This window comes from Mesorhizobium loti CJ3sym, from assembly GCF_000472785.1.
GTDB lineage: Bacteria > Pseudomonadota > Alphaproteobacteria > Rhizobiales > Rhizobiaceae > Mesorhizobium > Mesorhizobium loti_E.
Window position 1 is genome coordinate 73,646 of the sequence record NZ_AXAL01000031.1, and the last position, 15,110, is coordinate 88,755.

General features: G+C 60.3%; 16 protein-coding genes. 8 read left to right on the forward strand and 8 right to left on the reverse strand.

What is annotated here, in order from left to right:
- Positions 1-72 precede the first annotated feature (72 nt).
- Genes A3A9_RS0131475 through A3A9_RS0131485 form a run of 3 tightly spaced genes read right to left on the reverse strand, consistent with a single transcriptional unit; the run spans position 73 to position 3,726 of the window.
- Entirely contained in the window at positions 73-1,269 is a 1,197-nt protein-coding gene (locus tag A3A9_RS0131475) for a glycosyltransferase family protein (RefSeq protein WP_033838919.1), read from the reverse strand.
- Positions 1,266-2,510: a glycosyltransferase gene (locus A3A9_RS0131480; RefSeq protein WP_027062184.1), complete on the reverse strand. Its 1,245-nt coding sequence runs from the start codon at positions 2,508-2,510 to the stop codon at positions 1,266-1,268. Before A3A9_RS0131480 ends, A3A9_RS0131475 begins: the two co-directional genes overlap by 4 nt.
- Before the next feature lies 1 nt (position 2,511).
- The gene (locus A3A9_RS0131485) at positions 2,512-3,726 is read right to left on the reverse strand and encodes a glycosyltransferase family protein (protein ID WP_027062185.1); all 1,215 of its coding nucleotides are present in this window, start codon (positions 3,724-3,726) and stop codon (positions 2,512-2,514) included.
- A gap of 435 nt (positions 3,727-4,161) precedes the next feature.
- On the opposite strand from A3A9_RS0131485, the gene A3A9_RS44935 reads away from it, so the two are divergent.
- Positions 4,162-4,326, forward strand: a complete 165-nt coding sequence (locus tag A3A9_RS44935; protein WP_161634556.1) for a hypothetical protein — start codon at positions 4,162-4,164, stop codon at positions 4,324-4,326.
- Here the strand turns inward: A3A9_RS44935 and A3A9_RS0131495 are convergent.
- Together A3A9_RS0131495 and A3A9_RS46560 are read right to left on the reverse strand one after the other, a co-directional pair.
- Positions 4,313-4,915 carry a histidine phosphatase family protein gene (locus tag A3A9_RS0131495; RefSeq protein WP_033838912.1) on the reverse strand — a complete coding sequence of 201 codons (603 nt, stop codon included), beginning with the start codon at positions 4,913-4,915 and terminating at the stop codon, positions 4,313-4,315. The two genes, A3A9_RS44935 and A3A9_RS0131495, sit on opposite strands and share 14 nt — an antisense overlap.
- A gap of 390 nt (positions 4,916-5,305) precedes the next feature.
- Entirely contained in the window at positions 5,306-5,563 is a 258-nt protein-coding gene (locus A3A9_RS46560; protein ID WP_027062187.1) for a hypothetical protein, read from the reverse strand.
- A gap of 282 nt (positions 5,564-5,845) precedes the next feature.
- On the opposite strand from A3A9_RS46560, the gene A3A9_RS0131505 reads away from it, so the two are divergent.
- On the forward strand, positions 5,846-6,937 hold the full coding sequence (locus tag A3A9_RS0131505) for a cyclic nucleotide-gated potassium channel (protein WP_027062188.1): 1,092 nt from the start codon (positions 5,846-5,848) through the stop codon (positions 6,935-6,937).
- 97 nt (positions 6,938-7,034) lie between these two features.
- Complete coding sequence (locus A3A9_RS45400; RefSeq protein WP_027062189.1) at positions 7,035-7,334, forward strand: hypothetical protein; 300 nt, start codon at positions 7,035-7,037, stop codon at positions 7,332-7,334.
- Positions 7,335-7,337: 3 nt separating this feature from the next.
- Here A3A9_RS45400 and A3A9_RS0131515 read toward each other — a convergent pair whose 3' ends face one another.
- Entirely contained in the window at positions 7,338-8,207 is an 870-nt protein-coding gene (locus tag A3A9_RS0131515; protein WP_027062190.1) for a LysR family transcriptional regulator, read from the reverse strand.
- 97 nt (positions 8,208-8,304) lie between these two features.
- On the opposite strand from A3A9_RS0131515, the gene A3A9_RS0131520 reads away from it, so the two are divergent.
- The 3 genes from A3A9_RS0131520 to A3A9_RS0131530 all read left to right on the forward strand — a co-directional run bounded on the left by A3A9_RS0131520 (position 8,305) and on the right by A3A9_RS0131530 (position 10,961).
- Positions 8,305-9,366: an alkene reductase gene (locus A3A9_RS0131520; protein WP_027062191.1), complete on the forward strand. Its 1,062-nt coding sequence runs from the start codon at positions 8,305-8,307 to the stop codon at positions 9,364-9,366.
- A 103-nt stretch (positions 9,367-9,469) separates the two neighbouring features.
- Positions 9,470-10,438, forward strand: coding sequence for an NADP-dependent oxidoreductase (locus A3A9_RS0131525; protein ID WP_051371309.1), 969 nt, complete (start codon positions 9,470-9,472; stop codon positions 10,436-10,438).
- Positions 10,439-10,625: 187 nt separating this feature from the next.
- Positions 10,626-10,961: a TfoX/Sxy family protein gene (locus tag A3A9_RS0131530; protein WP_027062193.1), complete on the forward strand. Its 336-nt coding sequence runs from the start codon at positions 10,626-10,628 to the stop codon at positions 10,959-10,961.
- Between the two features lie 323 nt (positions 10,962-11,284).
- On the opposite strand, the gene A3A9_RS0131535 is transcribed toward A3A9_RS0131530, so the two are convergent.
- Positions 11,285-12,805 carry an aldehyde dehydrogenase family protein gene (locus A3A9_RS0131535; protein ID WP_027062194.1) on the reverse strand — a complete coding sequence of 507 codons (1,521 nt, stop codon included), beginning with the start codon at positions 12,803-12,805 and terminating at the stop codon, positions 11,285-11,287.
- 147 nt (positions 12,806-12,952) lie between these two features.
- Between A3A9_RS0131535 and adhP the strand changes: the two genes are divergently transcribed.
- Positions 12,953-14,026, forward strand: coding sequence for an alcohol dehydrogenase AdhP (adhP, locus tag A3A9_RS39865; protein ID WP_033838914.1), 1,074 nt, complete (start codon positions 12,953-12,955; stop codon positions 14,024-14,026).
- Positions 14,027-14,506: 480 nt separating this feature from the next.
- On the opposite strand, the gene A3A9_RS0131545 is transcribed toward adhP, so the two are convergent.
- Positions 14,507-14,776 carry a DUF6455 family protein gene (locus A3A9_RS0131545; protein WP_027062195.1) on the reverse strand — a complete coding sequence of 90 codons (270 nt, stop codon included), beginning with the start codon at positions 14,774-14,776 and terminating at the stop codon, positions 14,507-14,509.
- A gap of 122 nt (positions 14,777-14,898) precedes the next feature.
- Between A3A9_RS0131545 and A3A9_RS43125 the strand changes: the two genes are divergently transcribed.
- Positions 14,899-15,110, forward strand: a 212-nt coding sequence (locus tag A3A9_RS43125; RefSeq protein WP_161634557.1) for a helix-turn-helix domain-containing protein, incomplete at its 3' end; no start/stop codon positions are given.

Below are 15,110 nucleotides of genomic sequence, written 5' to 3' on the forward strand. Positions count from 1 at the left end.
AGTGCGCAGCGGTTTTGGGATTGAAGCGCGCCGCACTCGCCAGACACGATGCGCGTTAAGCCGATGAACCGCTTAGGATCCATCGTCTGTTTGATCATGTGCCTTTCCCAAACCGGCCCCCATTTTTAGGGACCATGTTCGATACCGCCGGCGCAGGATTTGTGCAGAGTGACGCGCGCCTTCCAGGTCGAGACGATGCGCGGACGGCTTCGGTCCCACAAGCGCCTGTTCGATCGCTTGCGCCAAGCCTTCAGGCGTCAGGTCGTTTTCGGTCAGCACCGTTGCAAGATCGAGTTCTTCGAGCATCAGGGCGCGAACCGTCTGTTCGGTTTCCCCGCCGGCTGCAAATGGAACGAGCAGAGAGCGACAACCCGCGCGCAGGACATCGCAGACCGTGTTGTAACCCGCCTGCGAGACTGACAGGCGGGCGCCTGCCAGCAGGCTAGCGAAATCCTCGCGGAACCGGAAGATGGACAGGCCGGGCGTGGCATCCCGCGCGATCGCGTCAAACTCGTCTTTCGGCAGGTTTGGGCCGGTGATCAGACACCATTTCCAACCGTTGTTGGCATTCCGCGCCGCTGCGATGGTGGCGCTGACAAGGCTCTTTCCGGCAGCCCCGCCGCCAACCGACACCAGGACGTCGAAGCGCTCGGAGGCCGCGGGCGACGGCGGTGCGGCAACGAGCCCTGAGTACGCGACCTCGGCCCTGATCGCCGCAGCCAGTGGAAATGTCTTGTCGATGGTCGCGAAAGCCGGATCGCCGTGGACCATGACAAGGTCGAAATGCCTGTTGATGAGATCGACCGTTTCCTCGTTTCGGCCCGGCTTGACGCGCTCCTGAAGGATATCGCGGACGGACGTCGCCAGCAGCGGTCTGGGCGACGTCGCATCGATGGCCTCGATCAGCGGCAAGATTTCGAAACGCATCTGCCGGCGTCCAAATGGAAACGCCTCGACAATGACGATATCCGGCCTGCAATCCCGGAATGCCTGAAGCAGCATCCCTGAACGCAATGTCTTGAAATCATCGTCGATGGGTTTGCCCTGCAGGTCGACAAGTCCGGAAAATCCTTCATCGCCGGAGGTGACAGGCGGCAGGGTTACAGTTTTTACCCCCGGTCCCGGAAACCCCGCGATCGGCGCTCCGCCGGTCACGACGGTGACGTCAAACCCATCATCGACCAGAGCCGCCGCAATGCGGCTGGCGCGCGCGAGGTGACCGACGCCGAGCAGGTGCTGGACATAGAAGAAAGCCCGCAGCCGTTTCATTCGGCGGCCCGCCACTCCTGCTGGAACAGCTGCTTGAGCTGTCCAATGCTGGCCACATGATCGAAATTGCTTCGCACGCGCCGCTCCGCGGCGTCGCCCAGGAGGGCGCGCAGCATGGGATCGCGGATCAGGCGCTCCAGCGCCTGTGCCAGGGCAATTGGGTTTTCCGTCGGAACCAGCAGCCCGGTTTCCTCCGGCGATAAAAGCTCCGGCACGCCGGAAATGTCGGTCGACACGCAGGCAAGCCGCTGGCTGGCCGCCTCCACCAGAACATTCGGCAGGCCGTCCCGGTCGCCATTGGCGGTGATCCTGCAGGCCAGGGCAAAAATGTCGGCGCCTCGGTAGTGCTCAAGCACCTCCGTTTGCGCCAGCGCGCCGTTCCAGGAGACGCGGCTATCCAGTCCGAGCTTTTGCGCCAGCGCCTTGAGCCGTTCCAGTTCCTCGCCGCCACCGATATGCTCGAAACGCCACGCCAAATCACCAGGCAAGAGGGCAAGAGCCTCCAGTAAGGTATCGTAGCCTTTCTTTGCAACGGCGCGCCCGACACTCAGAACGACAACCGGTTCGCCCGGCACCGAGCCGTCATGCTGTTTTCGCGCCTCGCTAAAACTGCCGAAGCGATCAAGGTCGAGCCCATGATAGCTCAGATGCACAGACGAGTTGCCGTTGGCGAGTTCCTTCAGACGGTCGAAGCCGGTTTTCGTGCAAGTGACCGTCCAGCGCGCCGAGGCAAGCTTGCCAGCCAGATCCCAATCCGCCGAAGTCCAGATGTCCTTGGCATGGGCCGAGCAGCTCCAGGGCAGGCCACGAAGCTGGCTGGCATAGCGCGTCACCGATGCCGGCGTGTGCGCGAAATGTGCATGCAGCCAACCCGCGTCTTGCGGCCATTCGGCGGCCAGCACGAGCGCTTGCCCGAAGCGGCGCGCGCGATTGCGCGTAAAGTCGCGGGGGATATCGGCCGCCAGCGATCCGAGAGCGCGCCAGAAGCCCGGCCGCAGCAGACAAGCAAACAGCGAGCGAACCACGCGCAACGGCTCTTGATGCAGATATTCCGGCAGATAATGGACGGGCGCTTTGATCTCGTCATGCACGGGGTGGCGTCTTGCGTCGGTCGGCCGCCTGAGCGCGACGAGTATCAGGTCGAACCCCGCACGCTCCAGACCGAGCAGTTCCTGAGCGATGAAGGTTTCCGACAGCCGCGGATAGCCCTTCAGAACCACGACGATCTTGCGATGCTGCAACTCAGTTCATGCCTTCAATGACCGAAAGGTGATGACCGGCCCGCCGGTTGAGCAGTTCTGCAACGATTTCGGAAATATGAGGCAGCCCTTCCAGCGTTAGATGCGGACTGCTCTGCGATGGGCGAGGCCGGTCCGGCAGAACCTTCAGTGCATCGGCAAACCGCTGGGAATCCTCGGCTTCCTCCGGCAAAAGCATCTCGATGAGGCCTAGTTCAGCTGCGCGCCGCGCGCGGATCAGTTGTTCCTCGCGGGGCTTGACGCGCGGCACGATCAGCGCCGGTTTGTCGAAAGACAGTATCTCGCAATAGGTGTTATAACCGCCCATCGCCACCACCGCCTTGGCGCCGGCAATCAGGTCTTCCATGCGGTTGTCGAACTCGATGATCTTGATATAGGGGATCTTGGACCCCTTCTTGAGCAGCTTGTTGCGCTTGCGCGCCGGCATGTAAGGCCCAAGCACGATCAGCGCCCTATGCTGCAATTGCGGATCCTGCTGATAGGCTTCGATGACGTCGTGGATCAGTTCGGCGCCGTCACCGCCACCACCGGTGGTAACGAGGATATAGTCGCCCTCGGGCCGGTGGCCGGGCAACTCGTTCTTCTGCAGGCTGCGTTGCAGGAAACCGACGAACTTCATCTTTGCCCTGACTGCCGGCGGCACATCCAGGCCGGTCAACGGATCGTAGAAATCCGGCGGGCCATAGGCCCAGACCTTGTCGTAGAACAGGCCTATCTTGCGCATCACATCCCTACGTGCCCACTCTGCTTCGAGCAGATGCGGCGCGTCCATCACCTCGCGCAGGCCAAGCACGAGCGTGGTGCCCCGCGTCTTGAGGTAGGACAGCGTGTCCTCGATCTCGCCGCGCAGGCCGAGTGGTTCCTTGTCGACGATGAAGATATCCGGCGCGAAGGTCTCGGCTGTGTGGCGGATGATTGACTGGCGCATCCTTAGCGTCTCATGCAGATCGATATCCTTTTCCAGCGAGGTGTATTCGCCGTTGCGCAGCTTGATGACGCTGGGGATCTTCACGAAGTCGACACGGGCGCGGTAGTCGAAGGCGCCAGCGATGGTCGCACCCGAGATGATAAGCACCTGAAGTCCGCGGAAATCCTCGACCAGCGAATGCGCGATCGTCCGGCAGCGCTGCAAGTGGCCGAGCCCGAACGTGTCGTGGCTGTACATCAGAATTCGAGCATTTTGTACGTGCTGGGTCATTTTGAACGTCTTTTAGAATTCTCGCCTTGAGGACCGTGGGTGAACCCGGAGGCTTCGAAACCGTCCTCGCAGGGTCTACCGACCTCTTTTGAAACATGAGGCCGCAATTTTCAATTTGTATTACCCAGGAGGGTCCAAGGATGACGTTCTCCTGATTGTGTCTTCAGGCTGATCGTCGTCCGCTATACGACTTTCGACAATGTCGTCCAAGCTCATTAATCACTTCGAGGTCAGGCTATTCGAGCCGCCGCGTGACAGCGCCTCGTGGCTGAAAGTGGCGTCGGGAGTAGGGTAACGACCTGCGAAATTCGGCGAAAGGGCTATTTTAGCTTGGAAAGGCATAGGATTATCTGCGGCTTGTTGACGATCGACGTCACATCATCAACTGGACCTCGGTTCTCGGCAAGCTGTTGATTTTCAGAAGATAGGTTCTGATTGGCTGCTGGCGACAAAGGAGCAGCGGGGAAATCTGACGGTATTTCCGGCGATACATCCAGGAAGGATCGAGTTTCGGCGGCCAAACGCTTCCTGTGCAAGGTGCTTGCCATCCTGACGATCGAGCTTCAGGGCAAATGCATTCGCAAATTCAAATCCATGTGAATTGGCGCCCGTCCCAGTGAAGCACCGCGTCATGGGGGACGGCAAGCGCCATCGCCTCGTCCCGTGTCAGGCCGGCGAGCATGAAGGCCATTACCCTTATGTTCCCGGTATGCGACACGACGAGTACCGGCTGCCCCGGATCGAGATCGGCCAGGAAGCTTTCCATTAAACGCGCCAGATCGGCGTAGCTGTCACCATCATGGGAGTCGAAATTCCAGCGGTCCGCCTTGCGTCGGCGGCGCTCGGCGGGAAAACGCGCCTTTACTTCCAGCGTGGTCATCCCCTCCCAGCGGCCGAACGAGGCTTCCGCGAGACGAACGTCGATGTTGACCTGGCTTTCGGCAATCCCCACTTCCAAAGCCGCCATGGCAATCGTCTCCCGCGCCCGCTTGAGCGGCGACGTATAGGCCGCGATCCGGGCAGGTTTCACGCCGAGACGTTCGAAATGAGCCTTCAGCCTGCCGCCGTTTTCCATGGCCTGCCGCCGCCCGGGAACCGCCAAGGAAGGGTCGCTGCGGCCCTGAAAGCGCCCCTCGGTATTCCACCGGGTTTCTCCGTGACGCATTGCGAAGAGTAGGCGTTTGACCATATTTGGCCTAATTGGCCCGAAGCTGTGATTTTGGCCAAGTTGAGGAACAATCAGAGACCACTATGGCTTGCCCTTTGCCTGCGACAGGAACATGGTAACGTTTACGGCCGTAAATTTGAAGCCTCTGCGGTCAGGGATCCTGTCGGCGGAGATAGGATAGTGCGGCGGCTTGGGGTGGATGCCGGTGATCTTGGACCGTTCATTTCCAGTCCCAAACCCCGCCCGAAGCCCTGAGCTTGGTGAACGGGCCTTTGGGCCGCCGGCCTTCCGAAGGAGGCAGCTTGATGACCTCCTTGACCCGCTCGGTCCGCCCACCAGCGGATCCCACGAAACCAACCACGGACCCTATTCAGCTACCGATACCCCCATTTTCTGTTGGCCTTGACCCAGTCACAAAACAAAAACAGCCCGGGCGTTTAAGCGCCCGGGCTGGATTTCACCTGTGTAGAACCAGCCCATGGAATGAACGCTAGAAGCGGACGATACCGCCATGCTGCTCTTCTTGTCGGCGCCGGTCCAGTTGGAGAAGTCGGCGTCGTCGAACTTGCCTGCGTTGAGGTGATCGACTTCGGCCGTGACCGTGAAGCCCGGAACGACGTCATCGGCGATGTCGCAGCGACGCCGAGGTAACATTTCGAAAAACCGCACAAAACTGATCGTATACCCCTTCCTAAAGCAGGATGGCTTTGTGTGGATCGGGCTCGAGTGAAGCGACGTTCCGATATTTCAGTTTTCCGTCGCTATTGTCCGGATCGGGTCATTCTCGTCGGTTTTGGCCTGTCTGTTCACGTCCGGTCACGAAGCAATCCCGGACATCCGAGTTCACCGTTGGTGATTCACATCGCAGCGACAGTAAGCACCTTTACGCTTACCTTGAAGGCATCCTATTTTGGAGGGTATAGCCGCTCGTGGACGTAGCGTGGACATAGAATGTCGGTACCGCCTTCCTTAAGAATTTACGCGCCGCTCAACGCGGTGCTGGCTGCGCCTGGGCTTCTGGCGATGGCTGCGCTCACGATACCGGACATATCCGCACGAAGCAGACTGGCTCTGGCTGCCCTGCTCGCTGTTATCTGGGGTGCCTATCTCCTGCAACTGGCGGCGACGCTGCTCAAGCGCCGGGCGGGAGACCTTCGGGACAGGACGCCCAAAATCGCCATCGATGTGCTCGCGGTCTTGGTTCCACTCGCCGCATTTCTGCTCGTCGGCACGCCCGACCGGGGCCTCTACTGTGCTGTCTGGCTGCTGAAACCGCTGCGCGACTCGACTTTCTTCCCGGTGCTGGGCAGGGTTCTGGCCAACGAGGCGCGCAATCTGATCGGCGTCACCACGCTCTTCGGCGTCGTTCTGTTCGCTGTCGCGCTCGCGGCCTATGTCATCGAGCGCGACATCCAACCGGAAAAGTTCGGCAGCATCCCTCAGGCAATGTGGTGGGCGGTGGTCACGCTTTCCACGACCGGTTATGGCGACACTATCCCGCAAAGCTTCGCCGGCCGCGTCCTTGCGGGGGCGGTCATGATGAGTGGCATCGGCATCTTCGGACTCTGGGCCGGCATTCTTGCCACGGGCTTCTATCAAGAAGTCCGTCGCGAGGATTTCGTCCGCAATTGGCAATTGGTCGCCACCGTACCGTTGTTTCAGAAGCTCGGCCCGGCCGTGCTGGTCGAGATCGTGCGCGCGCTGAGAGCTCGCACGGTGCCGGCGGGCGCCGTGATCTGCCGCAGTGGCGAGCCCGGTGATCGGATGTTCTTCGTCGTCGAGGGGCGCGTCAGCGTCGCGACGCCGAATCCCGTTGAGCTTGGCCCTGGCGCCTTCTTCGGTGAGATGGCGCTGATCACCGGGGAACGGCGTTCGGCGACCGTCAGCGCCGCAACCGAGGTCTCACTCCTGTCGCTGCACGCGGCGGATTTCCAGATGCTGTGCAGCAGCAGCCCGGAGATCGCGGAAATCATCCGCAAGACCGCGCTCGAGCGGCGCGGGGCGGCACAACGCAACAGTCCGTCTACCGACTTGGAGCCCTGAGCCCGCTCCAGCGACGCTACGACCCCTTCTGACGTCTCGTCACGCCATCAGCGGGTGCGCGTGACCTGAGACGCAAACATCCGGCGTAGAGGCGCAGTTGCAGACATGCGTTGAACTGAAGCAGGAGGAATCGAACCAGGGATTTCCGTGGCTGGTGGCGACCGCGGCCCTGCTGCTTTTGATTCTGGCAGGCGGCTGGTTCTTTCTTTCCTGGCAATCCGGGCAGCGCTACGGGAATGTTGACACTATTCTGAGACAGTTAAAAAGGCGTCCAAACGGGCGGGCTGAATGGCAGGCCGGAGAATGTGTTAAAGTCATTGATTTTATTGAGTTTTTCGTAGGCCAAAATCAGAAGTCTTTCCGCATCCTCCCGTATTGTCCCGCCACCGGCAGCTGACAGTTATATGAGCTTCGAGGAGAGAAATTCGATGAAGCGCTGGGTTTTGGCTGGAATGAGGCGGGTCTCCGTCACCGCGTAAATGCTTACCGGCATGCCTTGCCATTCGGGCAAAATGTGACGAAGGCGCCCAAATACCAAGTCCTCTGCGGCAATCTTCTCGGGAAGCAAGGCTATGCCGGCGTGGTTGACCGCCAAGGCGCGGATCATGCCCATGCTGTTGAGCGTAAAGCGGCCTCGGGCGCTGACGTCCGCTCTTAGTTCCCCCTTGTGCAATGTCCACGTCGGTATTCGGAGCATGCAAATACATTCATGCTCCGCCAGCTCCGCTGGCGTCGTCGGCTCACCTTTAGCTTCGATATAGGAATCTGACGCATAAAGGTGGCGCGAATGCCGCCCGATCAGGCGAGCGATCAGGCTGGAATCTTCGAGTTCGCCAATTCGGATCGCCACATCGAATGGCTCGGCGACCAGGTCGACACGACGTGGCGTCAGGTCGAATTCGAATGTGATGCCAGGATACTGCTGGGCGAAATCAACGATAATTGGCGTGAGGTAGAGCGTAGCGAAATCGACCGGAAGTGAAACCCTCAGCACGCCCGTCGGCTGCTTGAGCATTGCTCCGAGCTGCTCGTGGGCGAGCCGAGCTTCGTCAACGATGCGCTTGCTACGCTCATAGTAGAGTTGGCCAGCCTCGGTGAGCTCGATCTTTCGCGTTGTGCGATGCAGCAATCTCAGACCGATTGCCTTCTCCAACTCGCTGATGCGCCGTGAAAGCGTCGAGTTCGGCATGTCCAGGACCGCTGCCGCTTTTCGGAAACTCTTGGCTCTGGCTACCTCCACGAACAGCGCCATATCATTGAGATGGCTCACCAGATTGCTCCATTTATGGAAATGTGATTTCGATTTTGCCAGATTTATCCTGAATTTGGAATGGTGGATAAGGGTCTTCAACGAATGGAGACCTCTTATGAACCAGCTTTTCACTTCGGCACCCGTCGGACGCTACACGCTCCCCAACCGCCTGGTTATGGCGCCCATGACCCGCAGCCGCGCGGCGTTCGATGGCACGCCCGGCGAACTGGCAGCCGAATATTATGCCCAACGCGCGGGTGTCGGCCTGATCGTCACCGAAGGCACGCAGCCCTCGGCTGATGGCCAAGGCTATCTCAGCACCCCTGGCATTCACACGCCAGCCCATGTCGCGGGCTGGCAGAAGATCACCGCCGCCGTGCACAACAAGGGCGGTCGCATCTTTATCCAACTCATGCACACCGGTCGTATGTCGCATCCTGACAATACGCCGCATCATCGCCAGAGCGTCGCGCCCTCCGCAATAAAACCAGGAACCGGCATGTTCACGCCGACCGGTATGCAGGACATTCCCACGCCTCGGGCGCTAACCATCGCAGAAGTGCAGCAGACCGTGGTCGATTTCCGCAACGCGGCGCGCTTGGCGATCGAGGCTGGAGCCGATGGCGTCGAAATTCATGGTGCGAACGCGTACCTCATCCAGCAGTTTTTCGCGCCAAGCGCCAATGAACGCATGGACGCTTATGGCGGCTCCATCAACAATCGCGCCCGCTTTGCCATCGAGGTCGCTACTGCGATTGCCGAAGAAATTGGCGCGGACCGCACCTCAATCCGCCTGTCTCCCGGCACGAGCATTTGGGGGATCGATGAAGGGGTGGACGGGCCCGACGTCTACCGTTTGCTTGTGACAGAACTGGAGAAGCTGGGGCTGGCCTATGTGCACGTCATGCATCAGGGCAACCAGCCGTTGCTGGCCGACATCCGCAAACTTTGGTCGGGCGCTTTGATCCTCAACCGCCCAGGTCGGGCGCGGGAACAGATTGGCGCTGACGTTGCCTCCGGACTGGCCGATCTTGAGGCCTACGGTCAGATGGTTCTCGCCAATCCAGACTTCGTGGAACGTTTGAAATTCAACGCCACGATGAATGCGGCAGTCCAAGCCACGTTCTACGGTGGCACCGCGCTTGGCTATACCGACTATCCTACGTTGAACGCCTGATCCAAATCCGACGCCAGCGGCACGGTCAATGTCTCCGACCCCAATTGGAAGTCCTCCTGTCGGGACTTTCAAAACCTGTCGCCCCATAGCAAGGACAAACACCATGAGCCTCGAACGCGATGCCGCCTCACCTCAACCGCTTGGCCCCGGCCGGGCACTGCGTCTGCAAGCGTATGGCGGCACTGACAGCTTGAAAGTCGATACGGTTCATGCCCCTGAGCCGGGTCCGGATCAGGTCCTGGTCCAGGTCAAAGCCGCCGGCATCAACGGAATGGATTGGAAAGTCCGCGAAGGCTATCTGCGTGAAAGGTTCAATTTGGCGGTGCCCGCCACCCTTGGCATCGAAATGTCGGGCGTCGTGCTCAAGGTCGGCTCGAACGTCAAAGACGTGAGCGTGGGAGAAAGGGTCATGGCTGCGCTCGGTGGCCTCGGCGCCTATGCCGACCATTTGGTGATAAACGCCGAAAAGCTCATCAAGACACCTGCAACCCTGTCCGACATTGACGCGGCAGCGGTGCCGGTGGCGGCGATGACGGCATGGCAAGTCCTCCAGGTCGCCGAATTCGACCTTCGGGGGAAACGGGTGCTCATCCACGGCGCGGCTGGTGGGGTAGGCAGCTTCGCTGTTCAATTCGCCAAGGCGGCAGGCGCGACCGTTTATGCCACAGCCTCGGCAAAGAGCGCGGCCCATGTCCAAGCCCTCGGTGCTGACGAAGTGATCGATTACCAAAAGCAGAAGTTCGAGCTTGTTGCGAGCAACATCGATCTCGTTGTCGATCTCGTCGGCGGTCCGGTCGTGGACAAATCGTGGGCTATCCTGTCGCAAAATGGTATCTTGGTGAGCATCGCTGCAACCGACGTGGTTACCCGGGCACCGGAAGGCCGCCGGGGTGTTTGGTTCTCGGTCAAGCCTGACACGGCTCGGCTAGCCACCATCGCCCAACAAATCGCCGATGGCTCCCTGCGATCGGTGATCGCTGACGTCGTTGCCTTCGAGGATCTGGCCGAGGCCATCGAGCGCAACCGTACCGGCCACGCGCCCGGAAAAACCGTTGCAGACTTCACCCGCTGATTTTTTGGCCTGCTGCCTGCACACGGCATTTTCTGGACTAAGGCAGACACCCTGGCTGCCGCGTTATCGAATGCGGCAGCCACTTCTAGGCCGCCGTCGCCATCCACAACATACCCAGGCGCGAAATGCTGAGGCGTGTACGATCGGCAGATTGCTTTAGCGGCTTCATATGCGAACGCGAGGACAGATGACGAATAAAACTGAACAGGCCGAAGAAGTCGCCGAACGGTTGTCAACTTGGGCAAACGTCACCACAAGACCGCTGTTCGGTGCCATCGCTCTTTATCGTGGAGACCATGTCTTCGCCATGGTGTGGAAGGGAGCGGTCTATTTCAAAGTAGACGAAAACACCCGAAAAGATTTTGACGCCGCGGGGTCGCACGCCTTGGAATATCGAAGCCAAGGCAAACCCCAAGCTCTCAAGTCCTATATGGAAGCACCGGCCGATGTTTTGGAAGATGACGAGACATTGGTTCAATGGGCCGAAAAGGCGTATCGCGCCGCGATAAAAAGTCATCGCTGACGGCGATCTCTACCGTCGACATTCCGCACCCCTTTGAACGGGGGTTCGAGTCCATGGCGTGGGCCAGGAAATAATAAATGCACAAAATCAGTAACTTATATGGGTATTTTGGTGGGCCTGGAGGGACGTCGTCTATTCAACAAAAACAATTAGTTAGCGGGTGGTTCGCTCAGCCTTCGTATTTTCTCGTATGGTCTGGCGAACCTAGTGGCGAGGACTTCGAATGATGCATGACCCGACGGGCTGTTCCCGGCGCTGCATCTGCTGCTCCTGTGCTGAGACGATGGCGCATCCAGCGCCACCTCCCAAGGCCTGATCGCGGCTCAGAAAAACCCGAGTGCTTTGGTCGAGTAGCTGACCAGCAGGTTCTTTGTCTGCTGATAGTGGTCGAGCATCATCTTGTGGTTTTCCCGCCCGAAACCGGACGCTTTGTAGCCGCCGAAAGCGGCATGGGCCGGATAGGCGTGATAGCAATTGGTCCACACCCGTCCCGCCTGGATGCCGCGCCCTACGCGGTAGGCATCGTTGCCATTGCGCGACCAGACGCCGGCGCCGAGACCGTAGATGGTGTCATTGCCGATGCGGATCGCATCCTCGACGGTCTTGAACGTCGTGACCGACAGGACAGGACCAAAAATCTCCTCCTGGAAGATCCGCATGCTGTTGTCGCCGCTGAACACGGTCGGCTTCACGAAGTAGCCCTTGTCGAGGTCGCCACCGAGATGGGCGCGCTCGCCGCCAGTCAGGCATTTGGCGCCTTCCTGCTTGCCGATCTCGATATAGTCGAGGATCTTGGTCAACTGATCTTCGGAAGCTTGCGCGCCCATCTGCGTCAAAGGGTCGAGCGGATCGCCGACCTTGATCTTCGCAACGCGGGCAACCGCGCGCTCCATGAACTTGTCGAAGATCGATTCCTGGACGAGCGCCCGCGAAGGGCAGGTGCAGACCTCGCCTTTGTTGAATGCAAAAAGGGCGAAGCCTTCAAGCGCCTTGTCAAAGAATTCGTCATCGGCATCCATCACGTCGGCCATGAAGATGTTCGGCGACTTGCCGCCCAATTCCATGGTCTGCGGAATCAGGTGTTCGGCCGCATACCCCATGATCTGCTTGCCCGTCGTCGTCTCTCCGGTGAACGATACCTTGGAAATACGCGGATTAGCGGCGATTGCCCGACCGACCGACGCACCGGGACCTGTGATGACGTTGAGCACGCCGGGCGGCAGGATATCCGCGGTAAGATTGGCGAGGATCAACAGCGTCAGCGGCGTGTTGGAGGCCGGCTTGATCACCGTACAATTGCCGGCGGCAAGCGCCGGGGCAATCTTCCAGGCCGCCATCAACAACGGAAAGTTCCAGGGAATGATCTGGCCGACGACGCCCAGCGGCTCCTTGAAGTGATAGGCGATGGTGTCGTCATCGATTGTCGAAATGGAGCCTTCGTCAGCGCGGATACAGCCTGCGAAGTACCGGAAATGGTCGATGGCGAGCGGTACGTCGGCGCCCCGCGTCTCGCGGATCGGCTTGCCGTTGTCCAGCGTTTCGGCCAGCGCCAGCAGCTCGAGATTCTCCTCCATGCGGTCGGCGACCTTATTGAGCAGCCGCGACCGCTCGGCAGGTGACAGGCGCGCCCAGCCGTCCTTGGCCTTGTAGGCCGCGTCGAGCGCGGCTTCCACGTCCGCAGGCGTCGACTTCGCGACCTCGACGAGGCGTTGGCCGTTGATTGGGCTGTAGTCGGTGAAATACTGCCCGTCCAACGGCGCGACCCATCTCCCGCCGATGAAGTTGCCATAGCGGGCTGGAATATTCCCCTTCGAGCGGACGAGTTCGAGTGCGTGCTGGGACATGACAACTTCCTTGTCTTGGAGCCCGGGAACATCCCAGGGCCATGGAAACCCCAGCTTTACGCCCTGCCCCGATACGCACATTGATTTCGGTCAAAGCACCTCCCGCCCCGATGCTTAGTCTGCCTTCATCGACAAAGGAGTTGGATCATGGTCAAGACGATGAAGGCCGCCGTCGTACGGGCATTCGGCAAGCCGCTTACGATCGAGGATATGCCGGTCCCAGTACCCGGGCCAGGTGAACTGCTCGTCAAGGTTATTGCCTGCGGTGTCTGCCACACCGACCTGCATGCCGCCTCCGGCGACTGGCCGGTAAAGCCTGTGCCGCCCTTCATCCCCGGCCATGAAGTGGCGGGCGTCGTGGCCGCACTCGGGCCGGGCGTGACCGATTTCAAGGAGGGTGATCCAGTTGGCGTCGCCTGGCTGCATGACGCCTGCCTGAGCTGCGAATATTGCGAGACCGGTTGGGAGACGCTGTGCGAGCATCAGCACGATACCGGCTATAGCTGCGATGGCGGCTTCGCCGAATATGTCATCGCTTCGGCAGCATTCACCGCGCGCCTTCCAGCCGGTGTCGATTTCGCCCAGATGGCGCCGATCCTGTGCGCCGGCGTCACCACCTACAAGGGGTTGAAGGAGACCGAGGCACGTCCGGGCGAATGGGTGGCGATTTCAGGCATAGGCGGTCTCGGCCATGTGGCGGTCCAGTATGCCAAGGCGATGGGCTTCAAGGTTTTGGCGCTCGACGTCACGCAAGACAAGCTCGCCCTGGCGCGCGCGACCGGAGCGGACCTGGCCATCGACGCCCGCTCCCCGAACGCAGTGGCGGAGGTGCTCAAGGCGACAGGTGGCGGCGCCCACGGCATTCTGGTGACGGCCGTCTCGCCACCGGCCTTTTCCCAGGCGATACACATGGTGCGCCGCAAGGGTACGGTCGCCCTGGTCGGTCTGCCGCCTGGAGAATTCCCGACTCCGATCTTCGACGTCGTGCTGAAGCGCATTACCTTGCGCGGATCCATCGTCGGCACGCGACGCGATCTCGACGAGGCCATCGCCTTCGCCGCCGAGGGCAAGGTGCGGGCCGAGATCACCAAGGCGCCGTTGGGCGCCATCAACGCGGTCCTCGCAAAACTCAAGGCGGGCAAGATCGACGGCCGCGTGGTGCTGGATCTCACCGCGCCGATAGAGACCAGCGCGAGGAAGACCGAAGCCGCATACGCGTAAAGACATCCGGCGGCCGAGCATCTCGATTCAAGCGAGGCTATGCCGCCGGCACCAAGATTGATCTCGCACAAGAACCGGGGCATCAGCGGCATATACGTTTGCGCGCATGACGCCGGACAAAGGGGCGACTTTCCGCCTGCACGACGAAGTGGTCACCGTCAAGTTCAAGAACCCCTCGGGGTCACGAGGCGCGGTGGAACTTGCCTTGAGCAAAGCCTTTGGCCAGCTTCGCCAAAGCGCTCCATCAGCTCGATCGCCGAGAAGGCGAAATCAGGCCGCTCGATGATCCAGCCGCGAACGCGATCGTCGTCGGAAAGCGCAATGCCGCGGACAGCCCGCCAGCCCCCTGCCGGTCAGGATCTTCTTATGGCAAATTGTGGAAACAATGCTGTCGCGTCCATCGGTGGACGATTCCAATTGCGGCGCAAAGGCACGGCAAGCTTCTCAAGTCCGAACGTTCAGTGCTCTAACTTCAATATTCTAACGTTGTCCGGCCGCATGCTGCAGTCGGGCGATCAAGTCGCGGTTGCGGCAATAGTCCGGCGGATTGTCGGCCTGCTGATGTTCGTCGAGCCAGGTCGAGCATTCGTCCTGATGGCCGCATGAGCGGCAGCGGTCAACCGCCCGATTGGTGACAGCTGCATGGTCCGCCACGACTTTCAGTTGCCTGTCAACGCCCAGCCTCTGCATCATGCGGGCCATCAAGACGGTCCGGGCATCAATTGAAATCAGGTAGTCGAGAAAGCTCATAATTGATTACTCCTGCCTACGGGCCATCATTGCCATTGTCGGCCCCGGTGGCGTTGACCTAGTCATCTGGAACTGAAGTTCGTTACATTGTATGCTAGGTCGCTTCTGGAGAGGAGCGTATTATGGCGAACGCGAATGGCCGCCCCACCGCGCCGTTGGTTCTGAGCGCAGACGAGCAGGATTATCTCGAACGACAGGTCCGTCGCCGACGTGTCGCACGATCGATGTCGGAGCGTTGCCGGATCATCCTGCGATGCGCCCACGGCATCCCCAGCAAGGTCGTCGCGGCTGAACTGGGAGTGCATGAGCACACGGTCGGCAAGTGGAGGCGTCG